15 protein-coding genes, 1 tRNA gene and 1 pseudogene are annotated in these 22,299 nt (G+C 61.2%); 12 read left to right on the top strand and 5 right to left on the bottom strand.

Going from position 1 to position 22,299, the window contains the following annotated elements; genetic code table 11:
* The first annotated feature begins 150 nt into the window (after nt 1–150).
* From BN1119_RS11590 to BN1119_RS11570, 5 genes are all read left to right on the top strand, one after another.
* Nucleotides 151–3,213 (top strand): beta-galactosidase, encoded by a 3,063-nt coding sequence (locus BN1119_RS11590; RefSeq protein WP_041997963.1) that lies wholly within the window; start codon nt 151–153, stop codon nt 3,211–3,213.
* A 230-nt stretch (nt 3,214–3,443) separates the two neighbouring features.
* Nucleotides 3,444–4,430 carry a galactose/glucose ABC transporter substrate-binding protein MglB gene (gene mglB / locus BN1119_RS11585; protein WP_041997961.1) on the top strand — a complete coding sequence of 329 codons (987 nt, stop codon included), beginning with the start codon at nt 3,444–3,446 and terminating at the stop codon, nt 4,428–4,430.
* 53 nt (nt 4,431–4,483) lie between these two features.
* Nucleotides 4,484–6,004 carry a galactose/methyl galactoside ABC transporter ATP-binding protein MglA gene (gene mglA, locus BN1119_RS11580; protein WP_041997958.1) on the top strand — a complete coding sequence of 507 codons (1,521 nt, stop codon included), beginning with the start codon at nt 4,484–4,486 and terminating at the stop codon, nt 6,002–6,004.
* A 16-nt stretch (nt 6,005–6,020) separates the two neighbouring features.
* Nucleotides 6,021–7,031 carry a galactose/methyl galactoside ABC transporter permease MglC gene (gene mglC, locus BN1119_RS11575; protein WP_041997956.1) on the top strand — a complete coding sequence of 337 codons (1,011 nt, stop codon included), beginning with the start codon at nt 6,021–6,023 and terminating at the stop codon, nt 7,029–7,031.
* A 54-nt stretch (nt 7,032–7,085) separates the two neighbouring features.
* Entirely contained in the window at nt 7,086–8,819 is a 1,734-nt protein-coding gene (locus BN1119_RS11570) for a methyl-accepting chemotaxis protein (protein ID WP_041997954.1), read from the top strand.
* 1,010 nt (nt 8,820–9,829) lie between these two features.
* Here BN1119_RS11570 and BN1119_RS20695 read toward each other — a convergent pair.
* A complete protein-coding gene (locus tag BN1119_RS20695) occupies nt 9,830–10,006 on the bottom strand; it encodes a hypothetical protein (RefSeq protein ID WP_167335472.1) in 177 nt (58 codons plus the stop codon).
* A 774-nt stretch (nt 10,007–10,780) separates the two neighbouring features.
* Between BN1119_RS20695 and arcA the strand changes: the two genes are divergently transcribed.
* From arcA to BN1119_RS11550, 4 genes are all read left to right on the top strand, one after another.
* A complete protein-coding gene (gene arcA / locus BN1119_RS11565) occupies nt 10,781–12,001 on the top strand; it encodes an arginine deiminase (protein WP_041997952.1) in 1,221 nt (406 codons plus the stop codon).
* A 61-nt stretch (nt 12,002–12,062) separates the two neighbouring features.
* Nucleotides 12,063–12,989 (top strand): carbamate kinase, encoded by a 927-nt coding sequence (gene arcC, locus BN1119_RS11560; RefSeq protein WP_041997950.1) that lies wholly within the window; start codon nt 12,063–12,065, stop codon nt 12,987–12,989.
* Nucleotides 12,990–13,058: 69 nt separating this feature from the next.
* A complete protein-coding gene (gene argF / locus BN1119_RS11555) occupies nt 13,059–14,063 on the top strand; it encodes an ornithine carbamoyltransferase (protein ID WP_041997948.1) in 1,005 nt (334 codons plus the stop codon).
* A 119-nt stretch (nt 14,064–14,182) separates the two neighbouring features.
* Nucleotides 14,183–15,586: a YfcC family protein gene (locus tag BN1119_RS11550; RefSeq protein WP_041997946.1), complete on the top strand. Its 1,404-nt coding sequence runs from the start codon at nt 14,183–14,185 to the stop codon at nt 15,584–15,586.
* Nucleotides 15,587–15,722: 136 nt separating this feature from the next.
* On the opposite strand, the gene BN1119_RS11545 is transcribed toward BN1119_RS11550, so the two are convergent.
* The 4 genes from BN1119_RS11545 to BN1119_RS11530 all read right to left on the bottom strand — a co-directional run bounded on the left by BN1119_RS11545 (nt 15,723) and on the right by BN1119_RS11530 (nt 18,663).
* Entirely contained in the window at nt 15,723–16,214 is a 492-nt protein-coding gene (locus BN1119_RS11545; RefSeq protein ID WP_041997944.1) for an arginine repressor, read from the bottom strand.
* Between the two features lie 230 nt (nt 16,215–16,444).
* Nucleotides 16,445–16,909 carry an aspartate carbamoyltransferase regulatory subunit gene (pyrI, locus tag BN1119_RS11540; protein ID WP_041997942.1) on the bottom strand — a complete coding sequence of 155 codons (465 nt, stop codon included), beginning with the start codon at nt 16,907–16,909 and terminating at the stop codon, nt 16,445–16,447.
* A 16-nt stretch (nt 16,910–16,925) separates the two neighbouring features.
* Complete coding sequence (gene pyrB / locus BN1119_RS11535) at nt 16,926–17,846, bottom strand: aspartate carbamoyltransferase (RefSeq protein WP_010676005.1); 921 nt, start codon at nt 17,844–17,846, stop codon at nt 16,926–16,928.
* 274 nt (nt 17,847–18,120) lie between these two features.
* A complete protein-coding gene (locus tag BN1119_RS11530) occupies nt 18,121–18,663 on the bottom strand; it encodes a hypothetical protein (RefSeq protein ID WP_041997940.1) in 543 nt (180 codons plus the stop codon).
* 201 nt (nt 18,664–18,864) lie between these two features.
* On the opposite strand from BN1119_RS11530, the gene BN1119_RS11525 reads away from it, so the two are divergent.
* From BN1119_RS11525 to BN1119_RS11515, 3 genes and pseudogenes are all read left to right on the top strand, one after another.
* Nucleotides 18,865–18,941: transfer RNA gene (locus tag BN1119_RS11525), tRNA-Trp, on the top strand.
* A 299-nt stretch (nt 18,942–19,240) separates the two neighbouring features.
* Nucleotides 19,241–20,612: pseudogene (locus BN1119_RS21090) on the top strand (phophatidylserine decarboxylase associated domain-containing protein).
* A 192-nt stretch (nt 20,613–20,804) separates the two neighbouring features.
* A partial coding sequence (locus BN1119_RS11515) for a methyl-accepting chemotaxis protein (RefSeq protein ID WP_041997938.1) occupies nt 20,805–22,299 on the top strand: 1,495 nt, incomplete at its 3' end.

The raw sequence follows: 22,299 nt of genomic DNA, 5'->3' as shown, positions 1-22,299 counted from the left end.
GTCGCCGTCCCCCGGTGCTCGCACGGCCCCTGTCACTCCCCCTGAAACTAAATGTAATCGTTTACATCTTTGTGAGAAAGATCCCCCTTTCCCTCGGACAACTCCACTACACTGCGGCTGTTTTACGAACGATCCAGGGAGAGAGGAAGCATGCTCAGGGAGATATTGGCGCGCCGGGACTGGCAGCATCAGGGGATCACATCGGTCAACCGACTGGCGGCCCATACCCCCCTCGCCAGCTGGCGTGACGAGGCGGCGGCGCGTGCCGATCTGCCCTCCTGCTCCCGCTTGTCCCTCGATGGCGACTGGCGCTTTTCCTGGTTCGAGGCCCCGGAGCGGGTGCCCGAGCAGTGGCTTCACCAGGACCTGGCCGATGCCTGCCTGATCCGGGTGCCGGGCAACTGGCAGCTGGATGCCGCCTATCCGGGGGCGCGGCCCCTGACGGACGGTCCCATCTACACCAACATCAAGTATCCCTTCCCCTGCGATCCGCCCCGGGTACCGGCACAGAATCCCACCGGTTGTTACTCCCGCGAGTTCAGTCTGCCTGTCGACTGGCTGGCCAGCGGCCAGATCCGGATCACCCTGGACGGCGTGAGCAGTGCCTGCCATCTGTTTTGCAACGGCCACTGGGTCGGCTACTCCCAGGACAGCCGCTTGCCCGCCGAGTTCGATCTGACCCCCTGCCTGCACAGCGGCCGCAACCGGCTGGCGGTGCTGGTACTGCGCTGGTCCGACGGCTCCTATCTGGAGGATCAGGACATGTGGTGGCTGTCGGGGATCTTCCGCTCCGTCAGCCTGCTGCATAAACCGGCCCGTTATCTGATGGACGTCCGGGTTACTCCGGTGCTGGATGCCTGCTATCGGGACGCTCGCCTCAAGATTGAATTGCAGGGGGCCGATGTGGCCGGCCTGTCGGTGGCGGCGCATCTCTATGACGGCGATGAGCGGGTGGCGACCCTGTGCCAGCGGATCGGCACCGGAGCCATCGATGAGAAAGGGGCTTACGACGATCGTGCCGAGCTCTGGCTCGAGGTGGCGGCGCCGCGCAAATGGAGCGCCGAGACCCCCCACCTCTATCGCCTGACCCTGACCCTGCAAAATGAACGAGGGGAGCCCATCGAGAGCGAGGCCTGCGACGTGGGCTTTCGGGCGGTGGAGATAGAGGGGGGGCTGCTGCGTCTCAACGGCCAGCCCCTGCTCATTCGCGGCGCCAATCGCCACGAACATCACCCCGCCACCGGGCACGCGGTGACCCCGGCCGATATGGAGCAGGATCTGATCCTGATGAAGCGACACAACTTCAACGCGGTGCGCTGCGCTCACTATCCGAATCACCCCGCATTCTACCGGCTCTGCGACCGGCTCGGCCTCTATGTGGTGGACGAGGCGAACCTGGAGACCCATGGCATGAGTCCCATGGGGCGGCTGGCGCGAGATCCAGCCTGGAGTGGCGCCTTCCTCGAGCGGGTCACCCGCCTGGTGGCACGGGATTTCAACCACCCCAGTGTCATCATCTGGTCCCTCGGCAACGAATCCGGCTACGGCCCGGCCCACGATGCCATGTATGCCTGGGTCAAGGGCACGGATCCGAGCCGCCCGGTGCAGTACGAAGGGGGCGGCGCCGACACCCCGGCCACCGACATCATCTGCCCCATGTATGCCCGCACCCATCAGGATCAACCCTTCCCGGCCGTGCCCAAGTGGGCGCTGGCCAAATGGATCGGCCTGCCCGGCGAGCAGCGCCCGCTGATCCTGTGCGAATACGCCCATGCCATGGGCAACAGCCTGGGAGGCTTTGCCGAGTATTGGCAGGCGTTTCGCGATCACCCCAGGCTGCAAGGGGGGTTCGTCTGGGATTGGGTGGATCAGGGATTGGACAAGTTGACCGAGGATGGTCGCCACTTCTGGGCCTATGGCGGCGACTTTGGCGATCGGCAAAACGATCGTCAGTTCTGCATCAATGGCCTGCTCTTCCCGGATCGCAGCCCCCATCCCGCCCTGTTCGAGGCCAAGCGGGCCCAGCAGCCGTTCGTGCTGACCCTGCAAGGCTGCCAGCCGCTGACGGTGGCGATCCGCAGCGAATACCTGTTTCGCGAGACGGACAACGAAGTGCTGCGCTGGCAGCTGCTGGAGGACGGCGTGGTGCTGAGCCAGGGGGAGTGCCAGCTCGCCCTGGGGCCGAGTGGCTGCGTGACGCTCACCCTGCTGGATCGATTGCCCGCCTTTGCGCCGGGGGCGCTCGCCTGGCTGGATCTGGCCATAGTGCAGAGCACTGCCACTCCCTGGTCCGAGGCGGGGCACGAGGTGGCGCGCCAGCAATGTATGTTGCGGACGCCCCTGGCACTGCCCGCCACCCAGACACCCGCCCCATTGAGGGAGTTGCCGGATCACTGGCTGGTCCAGACCGCCGGCAGCACCTGGCGGCTGGACAAGGCCAGTGGTCGCATCTGCAGCTGGCAGAAAGCGGGCCATGAACGCCTGCTGGGGGCTATGGCGGATCACTTCTATCGGGCGCCGCTCGACAACGACATAGGCACCAGCGAGGCGGATCATCAGGATCCCCACTCCTGGATTGCCCGCTGGCAGGAGGCGGGACTCAATGATCTGGAACATCGCTGCCTCGGCATTGTGCGGGAGAGGGAGGCCGGTCTGCGGGTGGAGCATGGCTACTTCGTCGGTGAGCGGCTGCTCATCTTGAGCCGCTGGCATCACAGCTTCAGCCAGGATGGGGCCATGGCGATCGCCATCGAGGTCCAGGTGAGCGAGGCGATCCCCTCCCTGCCCCGTATCGGCGCCCAGCTCTGGCTGGTCGATGGGGTCGACCGGGTCGACTGGCTCGGGCGCGGCCCCCATGAAAATTACCCGGATCGTTGCCTCGGCGCCGATATCGGCCGCTGGCAGCTGCCCCTGGCCGAGCTGCACACCCCCTATATCTTCCCCACGGACAACGGTCTGCGCTGCCAGGTGCGTGAGCTGCAACTGGGGGATATCAGGGTGGAGGGGGGGTTCCACTTCAGCCTCAGTCCCTATCGCCAGGCCCAGTTGGCCGAGGCGCGCCATCAGAGCGATCTGGTGGCGGAGGGTGGGCTTCATCTGTGCCTTGATGGCTTTCACATGGGGGTGGGGGGCGATGACTCCTGGAGCCAGAGCGTACGCCCGGAATATTGGCTGACGCCAGGGAGATACCATTGGAACTGTGTACTAGTATGAATCCTATCCTCCTGGTCAAACCCGGCCCACGACAGCGGGGCTGGTGAGGCGAATTTAATATAACCATTTGTTTTATATCAAATAATGCCTTGTGTAACAGAGTGTAAACGTTTTCATTTTGTCGTCAGGATCACAGAAAGGATCACAACAACCTGATTACATTAACGTCACACCGGTTCAGTGGGTGTACCGCTTTCCTACAAAACAGATAGACACATCGGAGCATAACAATGAGAAAAATCACGACAGTCGCCGCCCTGCTGATGGGACTGACCGCAGGGACCAGCGCCCAGGCCGACACTCGTCTGGGCGTTACCGTCTACAAGTACGACGACAACTTCATGGCGGTCGTTCGCAAGGCCATCGAGAAGGAGGCGGCAGCCAACCCCGGCGTGGAGCTGCTGATGAATGACTCCCAGAACGACCAGTCCAAGCAGAACGACCAGATCGACGTGCTGCTGGCCAAGGGCGTGAAAGCCCTGGCCATCAACCTGGTCGACCCGGCGGCGGCCCCTGTCGTGATCGAGAAGGCCCGTGCCGACGAGATCCCCGTGGTCTTCTACAACAAGGAGCCGAGCGCAGCCGATCTGGCCAGCTATGACAAGGCCTACTACGTGGGCACCGACTCCAAGGAGTCAGGCATCATCCAGGGTCAGCTGATCGCCAAGCACTGGGCTGCCCATCCCGAGTGGGATCTGAACAAGGACGGCGTCATCCAGTTCGTGCTGCTCAAGGGCGAGCCGGGCCACCCGGATGCGGAAGCCCGTACCACCTACGTCGTCAAGACCCTGAATGACGGCGGCGTCAAGACAGAGCAGCTGCACATGGATACCGGTATGTGGGATACCGCCATGGCGAAAGACAAGATGGACGCCTGGATCTCCGGCCCCAACGCCAACAAGATCGAAGTGGTCATCGCCAACAACGACGGCATGGCAATGGGCGCTGTTGAATCCCTGAAAGCCCAGGGCAAGACCGCCATCCCTGTGTTCGGCGTCGATGCCCTGCCGGAAGCCCTGGCCATGGTCAAGAGCGGTGCCATGGCGGGTACAGTGCTGAACGATGCGGCCAACCAGGCCAAGGCCACCTTCGATCTGACCAGGAATCTGGGTGAAGGCAAGCCAGCCGGCGAAGGCACCAACTGGAACATAGTCGACAAGGTCGTGCGCGTAGCCTACGTGGGTGTGGATAAAGACAACCTGTCTCAATTCGAGTAATCCCCTCCTCCAGGGCAAGGGTGACCCCCTTGCCCTCTCTTCAACCAGATGTGATGGCTGATATGACAACACAGCAACAATCAGAATGGCTGTTGGAGATGATTGACGTCAGTAAGAGCTTTCCCGGCGTCAAGGCACTCGATAATGTCAATTTACGGGTCCGTCCTCATTCTGTGCATGCGTTGATGGGCGAGAATGGCGCAGGGAAGTCCACGCTGCTCAAGTGCCTGTTCGGCATCTATGAGAAGGATCAGGGCAAGATCTTCTTCAAGGGACAGGAGATCAACTTCACCTCGTCCAAAGAGGCGCTGGAAAACGGCGTATCCATGGTGCACCAGGAGCTGAACCTGGTGTTGCAGCGCACCGTGATGGACAACATGTGGCTCGGCCGCTACCCCACCAAGGGCTGGTTTGTCGACCACCACAAGATGTATGACGACACCAGACGCATCTTCGACGAGCTGGACATCGACATAGACCCGCGGGTCAAGGTGGGCACCCTGTCGGTGTCCCAGATGCAGATGATCGAGATCGCCAAGGCATTCTCCTATGATGCCAAGATCGTCATCATGGACGAACCCACCTCCTCCCTGACCGAGAAGGAGGTCAACCACCTCTTCAAGATCATCAACAAGTTGAAGGACAAGGGGTGCGGCATCGTCTACATCTCTCACAAGATGGAGGAGATCTTCCAGCTCTGTGACGAGATCACCATATTGCGGGATGGCCAGTGGGTGGCGACCCAGCCCCTCGAGGGCATGACCATGGATCAGATCATCGGCATGATGGTCGGTCGCGAGCTGACCCAGCGCTTCCCGGAAAAAACCAACCAGCCCAAAGAGGTGATCCTCGAAGTCGAGCACCTGACGGCCAAGAACCAGCCCTCCATCCAGGACGTGAGCTTCAACCTGCACAAGGGGGAGATCCTCGGCATCGCCGGTCTGGTGGGGGCAAAACGCACCGACATCGTCGAGACCCTGTTTGGCATTCGCGACCACAGCGCGGGGATCATCAGGATCCATGGCAAGGTGGTGGCGAACCATACGGCCCACGAGGCCATCCTGAACGGCTTCGCCCTGGTGACAGAGGAGCGCCGTTCCACCGGCATCTATTCCCGTCTCGACATCGCCTTCAACTCCCTGATCGCCAACATGGACAACTACAAGGGTTCCATGGGGCTGCTCAGCAACAACAAGATGAAGAGCGACACCCAGTGGGTCATCGACGCCATGCGGGTCAAGACCCCGACCCAGCAGACCCAGATTGGCTCCCTCTCCGGCGGCAACCAGCAGAAGGTGATCATAGGCCGCTGGCTGCTGACCCAGCCGGAGATCCTGATGCTGGACGAGCCGACGCGCGGCATCGACGTGGGGGCCAAGTTCGAGATCTACCAGCTCATCCTGGAGCTGGCGAAGAAGGACAAGGGCATCATCATCATCTCGTCCGAAATGCCCGAACTGCTCGGGATCACCGACCGCATCCTGGTCATGAGCAACGGCCGGGTCGCCGGGATCGTCAACACCAAAGAAACTGACCAGAGCGAGATACTGCGCCTGGCATCTCTGTACCTCTAGAGACAGGAAGACATTTATGGAGTCGGCTAAAAATTTCAATCTGATGCAGGCGCTCAAGGAAAACGCCATCTATCTGGTGTTGCTGGTGCTGCTCATGGTCATCGTGATCCAGGAACCCTCCTTCCTCAGCCTCACCAACCTCAGCAACATACTGACCCAGTCCTCGGTGCGGGTCATCATCGCCCTCGGGGTGGCGGGCATCATCATCACCCAGGGGACGGATCTCTCGGCCGGCCGCCAGGTCGGTCTGGCGGCACTCATCGCCGCCACCATGTTGCAGGCCCTGACCAACGTCAACAAGGTGTTCCCCAGCCTGGGGGAGGTGCCCATCCCGGCGGTGATCCTGCTGGTGTGTGCCGTGGGTGCCCTGATTGGCCTGGTCAACGGCCTGATCGTCGCCTACCTGAACGTGACGCCCTTCATCACCACTCTGGGCACCATGATCATCGTCTACGGCATCAACTCCCTCTACTTTGACTCGGTAGGGGCGTCGCCGGTGGCCGGTTTCGACCCCCGCTTCTCCAGCTTTGCCCAGGGCTTCATCCGGATAGGTGGCTTCAAGCTGTCGTACCTGACCTTCTACGCGGCCATCGCCAGCGTCTTCGTCTGGGTGCTGTGGAACAAGACCCGCTTTGGCAAGAACATCTTCGCCATCGGCGGCAACCCTGAGGCGGCCAAGGTCTCCGGGGTCAACGTGGCGGTGAACCTGGTGATCATCTATGCCCTGGCCGGGGTCTTCTATGCCTTCGGCGGCATGCTGGAGGCGGGCCGGGTCGGCAGTGCCACCAACAACCTCGGCTTCATGTACGAGCTGGACGCCATCGCGGCCTGCGTGGTGGGCGGCGTGTCGTTTGCCGGTGGTGTGGGAACGGTCGCGGGTGTGATCACCGGCGTGCTCATCTTCACCCTGATCAACTACGGTTTGACCTATATCGGGGTCAGCCCTTACTGGCAGTTCATCATCAAGGGCGGCATCATCATATTGGCGGTGGCGCTGGACTCGATGAAGTACGCCAAGAAGAAGTAAACAGGGGATAAGTTGAAGACGCAGGCTGAGCCTGCGTTTTCTGTTGGAGGTTCCATGGCGTTCAAGATCAAGATATATGCACTCCTGTTGCTGGCCATTCTGGTCACCATCGCCACCGCCTGGCTCAGTGTGAACCACTTCATCAGTGGTTACATCCGCACCCAGTCCACCCAGAACATCAATGAACAGATAGCCCTGGTCAAGGAGAAGCTGGCGGGGGACATCAACCAGAAAATCCTGCTGGCGGCCAACCTCAACTTCGGGGTGACCAACGTCAAGAAGACCCTGGAAGAGACCGGCTTTCACAACATCGTCAAGGTGATCGGCGACATGGCCTTCGACGTGAACGGTGTCATCAACGACAAGGCCAGGGTCGATGCCCTGCGCAAGCTGATCCCCGAGGCCAACAACCGGATCACCGTCAGCCCGCTGGAGCAGCTGGATGGCAAGCCGGTCATCACCATATTGGTGCCCCGAGGTGCCGACTCTGCCTACCTTTACTACCTCGACATGAGCGAATTCCAGCGCCTGCTGGCAGAGATGAGCGGGGAGGGGCGCTCCTTCGCGCTGGCCGACAGCCAGGGCCAGCTGCTCTACAGCAGCAAGCCCAAGGGAGAGAGCGAGTCTCGTCCCAACCAGCTGGACATTCGTGGCAGCCAGTGGACCCTGACCGGCTATGTGGATCTCGACTATATCCGCACCATGACCCAGGCCATCAATGGCAAGATCACCCTGGCCCTGCTCGCCGTCGCCCTGGTGGTGATGGCGCTGGCCATGGTGGCGCTCAACCTCGCCTACCGACCCATCCTCTCCCTCAAGGGGCTGGTGCTGGCCCTCGGTGAGGGAAATGGTGATCTGACTCGCCGTCTGGCGGTGACCAGCAAGGATGATCTCGGCCAGATCTCCGCTGGCATCAACCGCTTCATCGCCCAGTTGCAGGAGAGGATGCAGGAGGTGAGCCAGGCCAGCGGCCAGCTCCATGACGACATAGGTGGTCTGACCGGCCAGACCCGAACCGCCCAGCAGCTGCTCATGACCCATGTCAACGAGACGGAGCAGGTGGTGACCGCGGTCAACGAGATGAGCGCCACCGCTGCCTCCGTCTCCCGCAGCGCCGCCGACACGGCGCACCTGACCATGCAGAGCGAGCAGCTGGCGAACGCGACGCGGGAGGTGGTGGATGGTGCCATGAACAGCGTGATGGCGCTGGTTGCGGAGGTGGAAGCGACGGCGGGATCGGTCCAGGCCATGCAGCAGGAAGTACAGCAGATAGGCTCGGTGCTGGGGGTCATCGGCAGCATCGCCGAGCAGACTAACCTGCTGGCGCTGAACGCCGCCATCGAGGCGGCCCGGGCCGGTGAACAGGGCCGTGGGTTCGCAGTGGTAGCCGACGAGGTACGCTCCCTCGCTGGGCGCACCCAGCAGAGCACGGCGGAGATCCAGACCATGCTGACCAGGTTGCAGCGGGGCAGCGCGAGCCTGGTCGACGCCATGTCGCTGACGCGTCAGCGTTGTCAGAGTGCGGCCGAGAACACCACCCGGGTCAATGACTCGCTCGATGTGATGATGGGGGAGGTGGTAGCGATCAATGGCCTCACCACCCAGATTGCCACCGCCGCCGAACAGCAGAGCGCGGTGGCCGAGGAGATCAATCGCAACATGACGGCCATCGCCGAGGTGATCCGCCAGCTCAAGGGCAATGGCGAGGACACGGTGGCGAGCGCGGGGGCGATGCGGCAGACCTATGACCGACTGGGCCGGATAGTGGCGCATTTTCGGCTGGCATGAGGCAGCCGTCCCCATGGGGCGGAAATCGACAACAGGAGACGAGAGGGCGGCCCAGGCTGCCCTTTTCATTGGCGCCGTGGCAGGAGCTGACAAGGGGATAAACAGGTGCAGGCGGCTCGCTGCATCGGCGTCGCAGGAAAAGGGGCGGGAAAAAGCCAATGGGATGCCGGCGGCTTGCGGCATCGGTGTCGCAGGAAGGGGGGCGGGGAAAAGCCAATGGGATGCCGGCGGTTTGCGGCATCGGTGTCGCGGCAGGGGATGGGCGAAAAAAGAGGCAAAAAGATGGGGGCGACTTGCGTCGCCCCCGATAGTCTTATCGTTCATATCCGTGAACGAAGTTGCTCCCTGCAATCCCTGACTATACCTCTTCCTTTAGGTTTCCCCTTCCCAATCCTTTGGGGTGTCCTTTAGCCATCATGGCCTGACGAGTCATCCATTCCCGTCGCACTTTCTCCGTCCTGGGAGGTGTCCTTTACCACATCCTGTGGTGAGTCCATTTGCCTAACCCTGGCAGCCAATCTTCCTGATTGACTTCGACTGCGTCCGTGCAGGAGTAACTATAAGGATTTTCGACCCGCCCACAACGCCATACTGAAAAACGTTTTGATGGATTCGTTCTCATTGGCCGATGTAATGCACTTTATATCAACAAGATCATGTGGTTAATGATTCTTGCCGGCGCATTTAACACGCATCAATCCGATTATGACAGCCTGGCGGCAGGGCGATCTCTCTCGCCACGAATGGCGAATGTCTTACACGCCCCTCGCGCTCGCCCAAGCCGGGTCAGATCGCCTGGACTCACCCTTGGCTCAGGATGGCGGGAGAGAGGCCGGGGAAGGTGCATGGCAGTGATCGGAACAGAGGGAAGATCTGGGGGTATCCGTGACAAGGGCCGCGACAGAGCGGCTATATGGTCCTGGTCTGGCGTCGAAACGGCGAAGCGGAAAAGGGGAAGAAGGAAAGAGAGGCTGGGGACAAGAGAGGAGGCGAACCTCCCCTTGTCTTGCTTAGTAGTGCTGGCGCCCGCCGTGCCAGATGCAGACATACTCGGGCACCAGCATCTGTGGCTTATTGTCCACATGGCAGACCACCAGCGGCATGGCCTGGGCGCCGTCGGCCCGAGCCAGGGTGGGGGTCATGGGCAGAACCAGGGCGACGAGCAGAAGCAGGGGTTTGATGTTCATGGAGCTCTCCTTGATGACATTGATGACGGAAGCGTTAACGTCATATGGATACCGTTGTGATCCGGATCACTTTTTTAGTTAAGTTGAGCCGGACCTCACCGCAAGGATTTGGCATAAATTCAACTAATGAAAAAAGTTTCAAAATAGTTGAGAGGGGGGTCGCGAAGCGTCGCGCCGACAAGATGCGATTTTATTGCATAGCCAGCCGCGAAGCCCCCTGGGGACTGGGGCGGACATGCCTCTCCCCGTTGGTCTGATCCCTTTGCCTTGATCCAGGACAAGAAAATATCTATGCACCAAACCCCACAGGGATGACTTTTTATCCCGACATCTTCCCCGTGATTCCGAGTGAAAAATGCAAAGGCTTGCATATAAAGCTGCGCACCTCGCCAATTTATATCTAATTCATTGTATTTAAACGGTAATGCTATCCTTTGTTGCTTGTTTGATACTGGTTTGCTGGAGGGGGGTGACTGCGAAGAAAAGAATAAAATGATGAATAAATGAATATGAATGCGGAGGCTGAGCTGGATGAATTGACAGTTATGTCGGTGGCTTCAAACAAACACACTGCATTTTATTCAACCTGGACTGAATGTGACCCATCTCTAAGTTTTGGTGTTTTTGCAGGCCTAACCTCTATCTCGAAAGGCATAGGCAGGATAGAGCACAAGCCAAGTACCCTATATAAAGAATATCCCGCCTGAGCCATGAGAAAGAATAGAAGGAGTCTATTCAATCACTCGCATGGACCCCAAGAGACGGAATATAACCATGAGCAAATTTTATGTAGGTTCTGAAGTTGGCCAGTTGCGCCGCGTCATGTTGCATCGCCCCAATCTCAGCCTCAAGCGCCTGACCCCTTCCAATTGCCAGGATCTGCTGTTTGACGATGTCCTCTCCGTTGAGCGGGCCGGTGAAGAGCATGACAAGTTCGCCCAGGTGCTGCGGGATCAGAATGTCGAGGTGTTCCTGCTGACCAAGCTGCTGGCCGAGACCCTGGATGTGCCGGAAGCCAAGGCCTGGCTGTTGCAACATCAGATCTCCGATTATCGTCTCGGACCTTCCCTTGCCAATGACGTGCGCTGCTTCCTGGCGGACATGCCCCATCGCGAGCTGGCCCGCATCCTCTCCGGCGGCCTGACCTACGGCGAGATGCCGTTCAGCGGCGTCAACATGGTGGTGGGCATGCACGCTCCGAGCGATTTCATCATAGAGCCACTGCCCAACCATCTGTTCACCCGTGACACCTCCTGCTGGGTCTATGGCGGCGTCTCCATCAACCCCATGGCCAAGGCCGCCCGCCGCCGCGAGACCAACCATGTGAAGGCCATCTACCGCTGGCATCCCCAGTTCGCCGGTCAGGACTTCATCAAATACTTCGGTGACGAGGATCGCGACTATGACAATGCCACCATCGAAGGGGGCGACGTCCTGGTCATAGGCCGCGGCGCCGTGCTGATCGGCATGTCCGAGCGCACCACGCCGCAAGGGGTGGAACACCTGGCCCGCAGCCTGTTCAAGCATGGCCAGGCCAAGCAGGTCATCGCCATGGAACTGCCGAAACACCGCAGCTGCATGCACCTGGATACCGTCATGACCCACATGGACATAGACACCTTCTCCGTCTATCCGGAAGTGATCCGCAAGGATGTGAACTGCTGGAGCCTGACCCCGGGTGGCGCCACCGGTATGAAGATCAAGGAAGAGGGTTACTTCGTCACCGCCATCGAGCAGGCGCTGGGGGTGGATCAGCTCAAGCTCATCACCACAGGCGGTGACAGCTTCGAGGCCGAGCGCGAGCAGTGGAACGACGCCAACAACGTGCTGACCGTGCGCCCCGGCGTGGTGGTGGGCTACGAGGGCAACACCTACACCAACGAGAAATACGACAAGGCCGGCATCACAGTGCTCTCCATTCCGGGTAACGAGCTGGGCCGTGGCCGCGGCGGTGCCCGCTGCATGAGCTGCCCGATGGAACGTGACGGCATCTGACAACAAGGTGTGGCGCCGGCAGAGGCGGGCGCCACTTCTCCAGCGAAACGAGAACCAGACCATGAAAAAACCAACTGTCGTCGTCGCCCTGGGGGGCAATGCCCTGCTCCGCCGTGGTGAGCCCCTCGAGGCCGACATCCAGCGCAAGAACATCGCCACCGCCGCCAAGACCATCGCCCGGATTGCCGAGGAGTACAACGTGGTGCTGGTGCACGGCAACGGCCCGCAAGTGGGCCTGCTGGCCCTGCAGAACAGTGCCTACACCAAGGTCTCCCCCTATCCACTGGATGTACTGGGAGCCGAGTCCCAGGGCATGATCGGCTACATGCTGATCCAGGAATTGAAGAACCTGATGCCGAGCCGCAACGTCACCGCCCTGCTGACCCAGGTGCAGGTCGACCCCAAGGATCCGGCGTTTGCCAATCCGACCAAGTTCATCGGCCCCGTCTATGAAGAGGCTGAAGCCCGCGCCCTGGCGGCCGAGAAGCACTGGGTGGTCAAGGCTGACGGCAACTTCTTTCGCCGCGTGGTGCCGTCCCCGCTGCCCCGGCGCATCGTCGAAGGCGATGCCATCGAAACCCTGATCGCCCAGGGCCACCTCATCATCTGTACCGGTGGTGGTGGCATCCCGGTGACTTGGGATGGCCAGAGCCTGACCGGCATCGAAGCCGTCATCGACAAGGACATGTCTGCCGCCTACCTGGCCAAGCAGATCAAGGCCGACGCCCTGCTGATCCTGACCGACGCCGATGCCGTCTATCTGGACTGGGGCAAGCCGACCCAGCACCCGCTGCGAGTCACCAGCCCGGACGAGCTGGCCGGGGTCAAGTTCGACGCAGGCTCCATGGGGCCCAAGGTCGAAGCCTCCTGTGAATTCGTCAAGGCAACCGGCGGCATGGTCGGCATAGGCTCCCTGGAAGATGGCCTCGCCATCCTCAAGGGGGAAGCCGGCACCAATATCGTCGCCACCCATACCGTGAATGCTTGAGTCGTTGAATCACTGCGTAGTTAACAACACTGCCCGAATTGGTCTGAACAAATAGAGAGAGAACTCATCATGGCTTTTAATCTGCGTAACCGTAACTTCCTGAAACTACTGGACTTCACCCCGCGCGAAATCCAATACATGATCGATCTGGCCATCGACCTCAAAAAAGCCAAATACGGTGGCTATGAGCGCAAGCACCTCACCGGCAAGAACATAGCCCTCATCTTCGAGAAGACCTCCACCCGTACCCGCTGCGCCTTTGAAGTGGCGGCCTTCGACCAGGGCGCCCAGGTCTCCTACCTCGGCCCGAGCGGTTCCCAAATTGGCCACAAGGAGTCCATGAAGGATACCGCCCGTGTGCTGGGGCGCATGTATGACGGCATCGAATACCGTGGCTACGGCCAGGAGATAGTCGAAGAGCTGGGTGCCCACGCCGGCGTGCCGGTCTGGAACGGTCTGACCAACGAATTCCACCCGACCCAGATCCTGGCGGACTTCATGACCATGCTGGAGCACGGCAAGGGCAAGCGCCTGGATCAGATCAAGTTCGCCTACCTGGGCGACGCCCGCAACAACATGGGCAACTCCCTGATGGTCGGCGCCGCCAAGATGGGCATGGACATCCGCCTGGTCGCGCCCAAAGCCTTCTGGCCGGAAGAGGAGCTGGTTGCCCAGTGCCGCCAGATCGCCGAAGAGACAGGTGCGCGCATTCACCTGACCGAAGACGTGAAAGAGGGCGTGCTGGGTGCCGACTTCCTCTATACCGACGTCTGGGTCTCCATGGGTGAAGCGAAGGAAGCCTGGGATCAACGGGTCAAGCTGATGACCCCCTATCAGGTCAACATGGACGTCATCAACGCCACCAAGAACCCGGATGTGAAGTTCATGCACTGCCTGCCGGCGTTCCACAACGACGAGACCACCATGGGCAAGGAAGTGGCCGACAAATATGGCATGAAGGGTCTGGAAGTGACCGAGGACGTGTTCGAATCCGAGCACAGCATCGTCTTCGACGAGGCGGAAAACCGGATGCACACCATCAAGGCAGTGATGGTGGCTACGCTGGGCGACTGAGGTCGCAGTAGTGGTGCCGGGGGGCGACCCCCGGTTTTTCGACCATGTGACAGCGGCATAATACCTCTAACCCTACCCGCAGCCTGCATGGATACCACCCCACAGAAGGATGTTGGACCATGACAAAATTCAAGTTCCCGTCAGCCTACACCATATTGTTTGTGCTGATCGCGTTCGTCGCCGCCCTGAGCTGGATAGTGCCGGCCGGCAAATATGAAATGGCCATGAACGAAGCCCTCGGCAAGGAGGTGCCGGTGGCCGGTACCTACCAGCTGGTGGATGCCAATCCCCAGGGGATCGTCGACGTGCTGCTGGCACCCATCGATGGTCTCTACAACCACGACACCTATGAGGCAGGCGCCATCGACGTCTCCCTCTTCATCCTGATCATCGGCGGCTTCCTTGGCATAGTGACCAAGACCGGCGCCATCGATGCCGGTATCGAGCGCGTCACCGACCGCCTGCGCGGCCGCGAGGAGTGGATGATCCCCATCCTGATGGCGCTGTTCGCCGCAGGGGGCACCATCTACGGCATGGCCGAAGAGTCGCTGCCCTTCTACACCCTGCTGGTGCCGGTGATGATGGCCGCCCGCTTCGACCCCGTGGTGGCGGCGGCAACCGTGCTGCTGGGCGCCGGTATAGGGACGCTCGGCTCCACCATCAACCCGTTCGCCACCGTGATCGCCGCCAACGCCGCCGGCATCTCCTTCACCGACGGCATCTGGCTGCGGATCGCCATGCTGGTCGCCGGCTGGCTGCTGTGCGTTGCCTACGTGATGCGTTACGCCAAGATGGTGAGAAACGACCCCAGCAAGTCCCTGGTGGCCGACAAGTGGGAGGAGAACCGGGCCCACTTCCTCGGCAACCGGAGCGATGAGATGCTGGAGTTCACCCTGACTCGCAAGATAGTGCTGGGCATCTTCGTCGCCGCCTTCGCCGTGATGATCTACGGGGTGGCCGTGCTGGGCTGGTGGATGGCCGAGATCTCCGGCGTCTTCCTGGCGTCCGCCATCATAGTGGGCCTCATCGCCCGCATGAGCGAAGAGGAGCTGACCAGCAACTTCATCGACGGTGCCCGTGATCTGCTGGGCGTGGCCCTCATCATAGGTATCGCCCGCGGTATCGTGGTGGTGATGGACAACGGCATGATCACCCACACCATATTGCACAGCGCGGAGGGGTTGGTGACCGGTCTCTCCACCGTGGTGTTCATCAACGTGATGTTCGCGCTGGAGGTGGTGCTCTCCTTCCTGGTGCCCTCATCTTCGGGTCTGGCGGTGCTGACCATGCCGATCATGGCGCCCCTGGCCGACTTCGCCAACGTGGGTCGCGAGCTGGTGGTGACCGCTTACCAATCCGCCTCCGGCCTGGTGAACCTGGTGACCCCGACCTCCGCCGTGGTCATGGGGGGCCTGGCCATCGCCAAGGTACCCTATGTGCGCTGGCTCAAATGGGTGGCGCCGCTGCTCGGCATTCTGACTCTGCTGATCGTGGTATGCCTGAGCCTGGGGGCCAGCCTCTGACGAGAGTGGCCGCCAGTCATGGAAAACAGGGAGCCCTCGGGCTCCCTTCTTCGTTGCGCGCTCTGCGCCCTGCGATGCCGGACAACACAGAGGCGACCCAAGATCGCCTCTGTGTTGTCGCCATAGTGCTGTCTGGCTAGCGGGCCTGGGCCAGGGTGCGCAGCACGGCCTCGTGCGCCTGACGGGTACGGCTGACGTGGCGCGGGGCGACCAGCACCACGTCGTTGCCGGCCACGGCCCCCAGGATCTCGGGGTTGGCGTGGCGATCCAGCAGGCGCGCCACCACGGTGGCGGCCCCCGGGGTGGTGTGGATCAGCACCAGCTGGCGGTTGTGATCCACGGAGCGCACCATGTCGTGCACCGAGCGGCGACAGCCTGCGGGCTCCAGCTGATCCTCCACTAGCGTGTAGACCTTCTTGCCGCTGGCGTTCTGGGCCTTGGCGACGCCGAGGCGGCGCAACAGGCGGGAAATGGTGGATTGGCTGATGTCGGCGAAACCCTGCTGAGCCAACTCGGTGCGGATCTCTTCCTGGGTGCTGAAGCAGTGCTGGCCGACGATGCGACGACAGGCATCGAGCTGCGCCGTGTCGGTCTCCTGCTCCGCCGGATGGGGATGGGTCTTGACCAAGGTAGGTATCCTTTGGCTTTATCATCAGCGAGATCTGCGAACGGGTACGGTGACACTGGCGGGATCGACTGACGAGAGCGTATCGGGTAGTGGATCCATGGTGCTAACCATGGCAGAGGTGGCAAATTATAACCAATGGGCCAGCACAGGCTGTGACCCGCATCAAAAATGGGCCCCTCGGGGCCCAATATCAGATCCGTTCGTGCCAGCCTCGCCAGGAGGCGGTGGCATCAGTAACGCTCGCTGACGATGTCCTGGGTGAAGGACTTCTCGCAGTATTTGCACTTCATCCGCACCGCGCCTTTCACCTCGCGCACCCGGAAGTAGCTCTCCACCGGCTCGTTGTGGGAGATGCAGTTGGAGTTGGGGCAGTGGAAGACCCCTTCGATGAACTCCGGCAGTGCCAGCTGGTGCTTCTTCACCACCACGAAGTCTTCGATGATGTTGACGGTCGCCTTGGGGGCGAACAGGGCGAGCTGGTTCGCCTGCTGTTCGGTCAGCCGGGTGTTCTCTATCTTGATGAGATCCTTCTTGCCCAGGGCACCGGATTTGAGGTTGAAGCCGACGGTGATCCGCTCCTGGGTCTCGATCAGCTGGAACAGCTTGAGGATCTTGATGCCCTGGCCAGCGGGGACGTGGTCGATGACGGAGCCGTGACGGATGGCTTCGACTTGCAGTTGGTTCTTGTCAGACATGATGTTCCCCTTTCCCTTAGACGGTTTCGTTCAGTACCAGTGCCAGCAGTGCCTGGCGGGCATAGACCCCGTTCTCCGCCTGCTGGAAGTAGTAGGCGTGGGGGGTCTTGTCGACGGCGACCTCGATCTCGTCGACCCGGGGCAGGGGATGGAGGATCTTCATGGTGGGCTTGGCCCCTTCCAGGGTCGCCAGCTCCAGCACGAACTTGGCGGCCATGTGCTTGTACTCGGTCTCGTCGAAGCGCTCCTTCTGGACCCGGGTCATGTAGAGGATGTCGAGCTCCGGCATCACCTCTTCCATGGTCTCGTGCACGCTGAAGCGGATGCCCTTCTCTTCCAGCTCCTCGCAGAGGTAGTCCGGCATGGCCAGCGCTTCCGGGGAGATGAAGAAGAAGCGGCAGTTGAACAGGCTCAGGGCCTGGGCCAGGGAGTGGACGGTGCGGCCGTACTTCAGGTCGCCGACGAAGGCGACGTTGAGGCCGTCCAGCTTGCCTTGGGTCTCGTGGATGGAGAAGAGGTCGAGCAGGGTCTGGGTCGGATGCTGGTTGGAGCCGTCACCGCCGTTGATGACCGGCACCCGGGAGAACTCGGAGGCCAGACGGGCGGCCCCTTCCTTCGGGTGGCGCATCACCACCGCATCCGTGTAGGAGCTGATGATCTTGATGGAGTCGGCCAGGGTCTCGCCCTTCTTGGCGCTGGTGTTGCCGCCGTCGGCGAAGCCGATGATGTTGCCGCCCAGGCGCTGTACCGCGGTCTCGAACGAGAGGCGGGTGCGGGTGGAGGCTTCGAAGAAGCAGCTGGCGACCAGCTTGTCTTTCAGCAGGCGGCTGTCGGGTTCGGCCTTCAACCGCTGTGCGGTGGCGACCACCAGTTCCATGTCGGACCGGGTCAGATCCGAGATGGAGATGACGTGTTTGTTATAGAGTGGATTGGTCATCGTCTGCATTCCCTTTGGCATCAATGAAGGTTTTTCCGGCACAAAAAAAAGCCCCTGAAACAGGGGCTCTTTTCAAAAAAAACGGGGGATCTGAGGGACGGGAACCGGAAACAACGGGGCCGCTCTGGTGCGCTCCACCCGTCTGCAAGGCTGCTTTTCTCATCAAAAACGGCATTGTTCTGTCCCGACCTTTTTCAAAACCGCACCGATTATAGGGCTGGTTTTTGAATTGTCAAAAATTTATTTTCAAGGCATTTTATCGGCAAAAAAACGTTTAACTGCCGTGAACGGGTCGACAAATCCAGACCTGGTGGCAGGGCTGCAGCGGCACCCCTTCGGCGACCATGGCGCGCAGATAGGCCAGTCTGTGGTGTCCCTCCAGCAGACAATAAGGTTGCGGCAGCAGCGGGTCATCCGAATAACGGCTGTCGACCCCGGAGGCGAGCACTATGATGGGCTCGGGCCAGCTGCCCCGGCTCAGCATGTCGGCGCCCAGCCAGGAGCGACGCACATAGCGGTTGTGGCAAAAGAGCTCCTGCCAGCGTGCTATCACCTCCATATGGCGGGAGTCTATCTGCTCTATGATACGGTCGGTGGGCCAGTGCTCGCACTCGAACCGGTGGCTGGCGAGATCGAGAAAACTCCAGTTGGACTCAAAGCCGCGCCAATGGCGGTAAATCCATTGAGCCAGCACATTCTCGGGAATGGCGGGGACCAGGGGGACGACCCGGGCCAGATAGTCGGGCAGGGGCTCAGTCCTGCGCTCATCCCTGAAGTTGAGCGGGGCCAGCAGCTGCAATAGTCGATAGTTGAGCATATGTGCACCTCCCTGCTCACCCTCTACCCTAATCCCTATTCTGTGACTTTCCTAGTTGGCTCCCGCTGCAAATACAGCCAGTTATCCTTCATGGGGTAGCAAAATCGACCTCGTTGTACAGCAATCGTGCAATCGCGTCACAATCCTAAAAAAAGCCTTTACCTTTGATCCCGGCTTTGTATAATTCGCCTCGTTTGTTGCAGGGGCGTAGTTCCAATTGGTAGAACAGCGGTCTCCAAAACCGATGGTTGGGGGTTCGAATCCCTCCGCCCCTGCCAAATTTCCAAAAAAGCCGACTCTTGAGTCGGTTTTTTTGTGCCCGCCATTCAGCCTTCGCTCTCTCTCCTCTGATTTTCATCGCCTGCTTGCCCGCGGGCATCGCCGTTCCAGCGTCATCATGGGTGCTGATGGTCCCCAGAGGCGAGCCGTGGCTATTGACTGTTATTTGTGTCAATAGCATCACCCGGTTGGCCATGGTAAATCTCCCCTACCTCATTAGGTGGTCGCAATGGTTGTGTATGGGGGAGAAACCAGTGTGAGCCGTCCCTGCGGGCGGCTCTGCCAAGGAGAGCAGACCATGAACAATGCAGTTGCTACCCAGTTGACCCAGTCCCATCCCGGAGGCTGGATGCCGATGGACCAGGCCCATGTCGCCCGCTGGCTCCAGCGGCTCAGGGCCCATGTCGCCGCCACCCCCAGGGCGCTTGTCCCGCCCATTGCCGAGCTGAAGAACCTGGTTGCCAGCACGCCTCTGCTGCTGGCCCAGGCTCAGGCCATGTTCGAGGAGGCGTGGCAACGGGAGCACGAGACTCCCCTGGGTCAGGCCCAGGTACGCACCTTCGAGGAGTTCCTCATCCTGCTCAATGGCATCATGACCACGGCGCCGGAGGCGTATCAGGATGTGCAGAGCCAGTCTCCCGCCGGCCTCATCGGCTTTCCCGTCAACGCCCTGCTCAACTGGCCCCTGGCGACGGGATCCGGCTACCTGTTCTTCTCCAACGCCCTGATCAATCAGCAGTTCAAGAAAATCCTCTGCTACTGGTCCCTGTTCCTGCAGAGCCCGGCATCCCGCTATGTGCTGACAGAGCGGGCCAGCCTGCTGGATCCCGACACCCTGGTGGTGCCCTGGCTTGGTGAGCTGGCCAAGCGGGAGATGGTGCAGGTGGCAGACGGTGCCCTGGGTGAGGGGGTCAACCGGACCCCGGATAGCTTCGAGCAGATCTTCGAATGTGATCCGGCGGCCGGACTACGAGGGCTTCGCCAGCTGGGATGATTTTTTCACCCGCACCTTCCGCCCCGGCGTGCGCCCCGTGTCGTCCCCGGCGGACGAGGACGTCATCGTCAATGCCTGCGAATCGGCTCCCCTGCAGGTGCAGACCGGGGTCAGCCTCGGCCAGCCCTTCTGGCTCAAGGGGCAGGCCTACTCGCTGGAAAACATGCTGGATTTTGATGAGACTGCGCCCAGTTTCGAGGGGGGCACCGTCTATCAGGCCTTCCTCAGCGCCCTGAGCTATCACCGCTGGCACAGCCCGGTGAGCGGCACCATCCGCAAGGTGCGGGTCGTCAACGGCAGTTACTATCTGGGCAACCAGTATCAGGGATTCCAGGATCCCGACGGTGCCGATCCCAGTGCCCCCAACAACTCCCAGCCCTTCCTCACCTCGGTGGCGACCCGGGCGCTCATCTTCATCGAGGCCGACAACCCCAAGATAGGCTTGATGTGCGTGGTGCCGGTGGGCATGGCCGAGGTATCGAGCTGCGAGATCACGGTGCAGGCGGGGGACAGAGTGAAGAAGGGAGATCAGCTCGGCATGTTCCACTTCGGCGGCTCCACCCACTGCCTGGTGTTCCGTCCCGGGGTCGAGCTGGCGTTCGACTTCTACGGTCAGACCCCCGGGCTGGAGGCGACCAACCTGAGGGTGAATACGGCCCTGGCCCGGGTCAGGTAAGCCCTTGCCGGGCTGATGTCAGAGGCCGCCTGCGGGCGGCCTCTTTTGGTTGGTTGCGTCTGGAGCCACTCTCGTCCTTGTTGATAAAGATGAAAATACAAGGATCCACTAAAGTCCCACCTCGTTCGCGCCGATATCCTCTGACAAGATGGGGGTATTTCTCGCCTCCCGTCACCACAAGGATCCGTAGTCATGACTCTCTCTTTGCGCGGCAAGCTGCTGGCGACCAGCCTGGGGGTAGTGCTGCTGATGGCGGCCCTGCTCGGCATCGTTGCCTTCCACACCCTCAAATCCCGCACCATGAGTGCCATCCAGAGCGAGGCGGTCAACTATGGCCATGCCCACTCGGTGGCCATCGGCAACTGGATGGCGGATCGCAAGCACGCGGTCGAGGCCCTGACCGCCGTCATCGCCGACAATCCCCAGGCGACCCTGGTGCCCCACCTGAAGCAGGCCTACACCTCGGGCGGCTTTGGCCTCACCTACTTCGGTTCCACCCAGGGGGTGATGACGCGGCAGGATCCTTCCCTCAACACAGGCAACTATGACCCCCGTGAGCGCCCCTGGTATCAGGATGCGGTCAAGGCGGGCAGGCTGATCGTCACCGCCCCCTACGTCAGCGTGACCATGCAGAAACTGGTGGTTACCCTGGCCGAGCCGGTGCGGCATCAGGGGGCGCTGGTGGGGGCCGTGGGGGCCAACCTGGCCCTCGATACGTTGATCGACGAGGTGCTGGCCATGAAGGTGCAGGGGGAGGGGTACGCCATGCTGCTCGACAGCAGCGGCCTCATCGTCGGTCACCCGAACAAGGATCTGGCCCTCAAGCCGGTGGCAGAGCTGGCCCCCGGCCTCTCTGCCGCTACCTTCCGCCAGTGGGGCGAGAGCAGCAATCAGCTGCATGGCGCCACCCTGGACGGACGTGAGGTACTGCTCTCGGTGCAAGCTGTGCCCGGTACCGACTGGCTGCTCGCCATGGTGATGTACAAGGAGGTGCTGGAAGCGCCGTTTGCCACCCTGTTGTGGCAGTTGGTGGGACTGACCCTGGTGCTCTTGCTGGTGTTCAGCGCCCTGCTCATCGCCATGTTCAACTACCTGTTCGCCGATCTCGGCCGGGTGTCGAAGGCGCTGGCCGCCATCGCCCATGGCGAGGGGGATCTCACGGTACAGATAACGGCCAACAGCAAGGACGAGGTGGGGCTGCTGGCCCAGAACTTCAACCTGTTCGTGGCCCGGTTGCACGGCATCGTCAGCCGGTTGCGGGACGTCACCGTCGAACTGGCGGCCCAGTCGCGGACCCAGGCGGCGGGGGCCGAGGCTCGCAGCCAGCGGGTGCGCGAGCAGCAGGACGAGATCGTCATGGTGGCGACCGCGGTGACCGAGATGGCCTCCGCCACCCAGGAGATAGCCGGCAACGCCGAGTTTGCCGCCACCACCGCAGGGGATGCGGTCAAACTGGCGGTGGCCGGTCAGTCCCAGGTCGGCCAGAGCCAGCGCAGCATCACAGGTCTGGCGGACGAGGTAGCCGATGCCAGCCAGACCATCCATGAGCTCGATGGCCATGCCCAGAAGATCAGCGGCATCCTGGCCACCATCAGCGGCATCGCCGAGCAGACCAACCTGCTGGCATTGAACGCCGCCATCGAGGCGGCCCGGGCCGGGGAGCAGGGTCGCGGCTTCGCGGTAGTGG

The sequence above is a fragment of the Aeromonas bivalvium genome (genome assembly GCF_000819765.1).
GTDB lineage: Bacteria > Pseudomonadota > Gammaproteobacteria > Enterobacterales > Aeromonadaceae > Aeromonas > Aeromonas bivalvium.
The sequence above is the reverse complement of the archived record's forward strand: the minus strand, read 5'-3'. Positions and strand labels throughout refer to the sequence as shown.

What these genes read in the sequence shown, in the direction of transcription:
- BN1119_RS11590 (WP_041997963.1), top strand. Translation starts at nt 151, where the DNA reads ATGCTCAGGGAGATATTGGCGCGCCGGGACTGGCAGCATCAGGGGATC.
- mglB (WP_041997961.1), top strand. Translation starts at nt 3,444, where the DNA reads ATGAGAAAAATCACGACAGTCGCCGCCCTGCTGATGGGACTGACCGCA.
- mglA (WP_041997958.1), top strand. Translation starts at nt 4,484, where the DNA reads ATGGCTGATATGACAACACAGCAACAATCAGAATGGCTGTTGGAGATG.
- mglC (WP_041997956.1), top strand. Translation starts at nt 6,021, where the DNA reads ATGGAGTCGGCTAAAAATTTCAATCTGATGCAGGCGCTCAAGGAAAAC.
- BN1119_RS11570 (WP_041997954.1), top strand. Translation starts at nt 7,086, where the DNA reads ATGGCGTTCAAGATCAAGATATATGCACTCCTGTTGCTGGCCATTCTG.
- BN1119_RS20695 (WP_167335472.1), bottom strand. Translation starts at nt 10,006, where the DNA reads ATGAACATCAAACCCCTGCTTCTGCTCGTCGCCCTGGTTCTGCCCATG.
- arcA (WP_041997952.1), top strand. Translation starts at nt 10,781, where the DNA reads ATGAGCAAATTTTATGTAGGTTCTGAAGTTGGCCAGTTGCGCCGCGTC.
- arcC (WP_041997950.1), top strand. Translation starts at nt 12,063, where the DNA reads ATGAAAAAACCAACTGTCGTCGTCGCCCTGGGGGGCAATGCCCTGCTC.
- argF (WP_041997948.1), top strand. Translation starts at nt 13,059, where the DNA reads ATGGCTTTTAATCTGCGTAACCGTAACTTCCTGAAACTACTGGACTTC.
- BN1119_RS11550 (WP_041997946.1), top strand. Translation starts at nt 14,183, where the DNA reads ATGACAAAATTCAAGTTCCCGTCAGCCTACACCATATTGTTTGTGCTG.
- pyrI (WP_041997942.1), bottom strand. Translation starts at nt 16,909, where the DNA reads ATGTCTGACAAGAACCAACTGCAAGTCGAAGCCATCCGTCACGGCTCC.
- pyrB (WP_010676005.1), bottom strand. Translation starts at nt 17,846, where the DNA reads ATGACCAATCCACTCTATAACAAACACGTCATCTCCATCTCGGATCTG.
- BN1119_RS11530 (WP_041997940.1), bottom strand. Translation starts at nt 18,663, where the DNA reads ATGCTCAACTATCGACTATTGCAGCTGCTGGCCCCGCTCAACTTCAGG.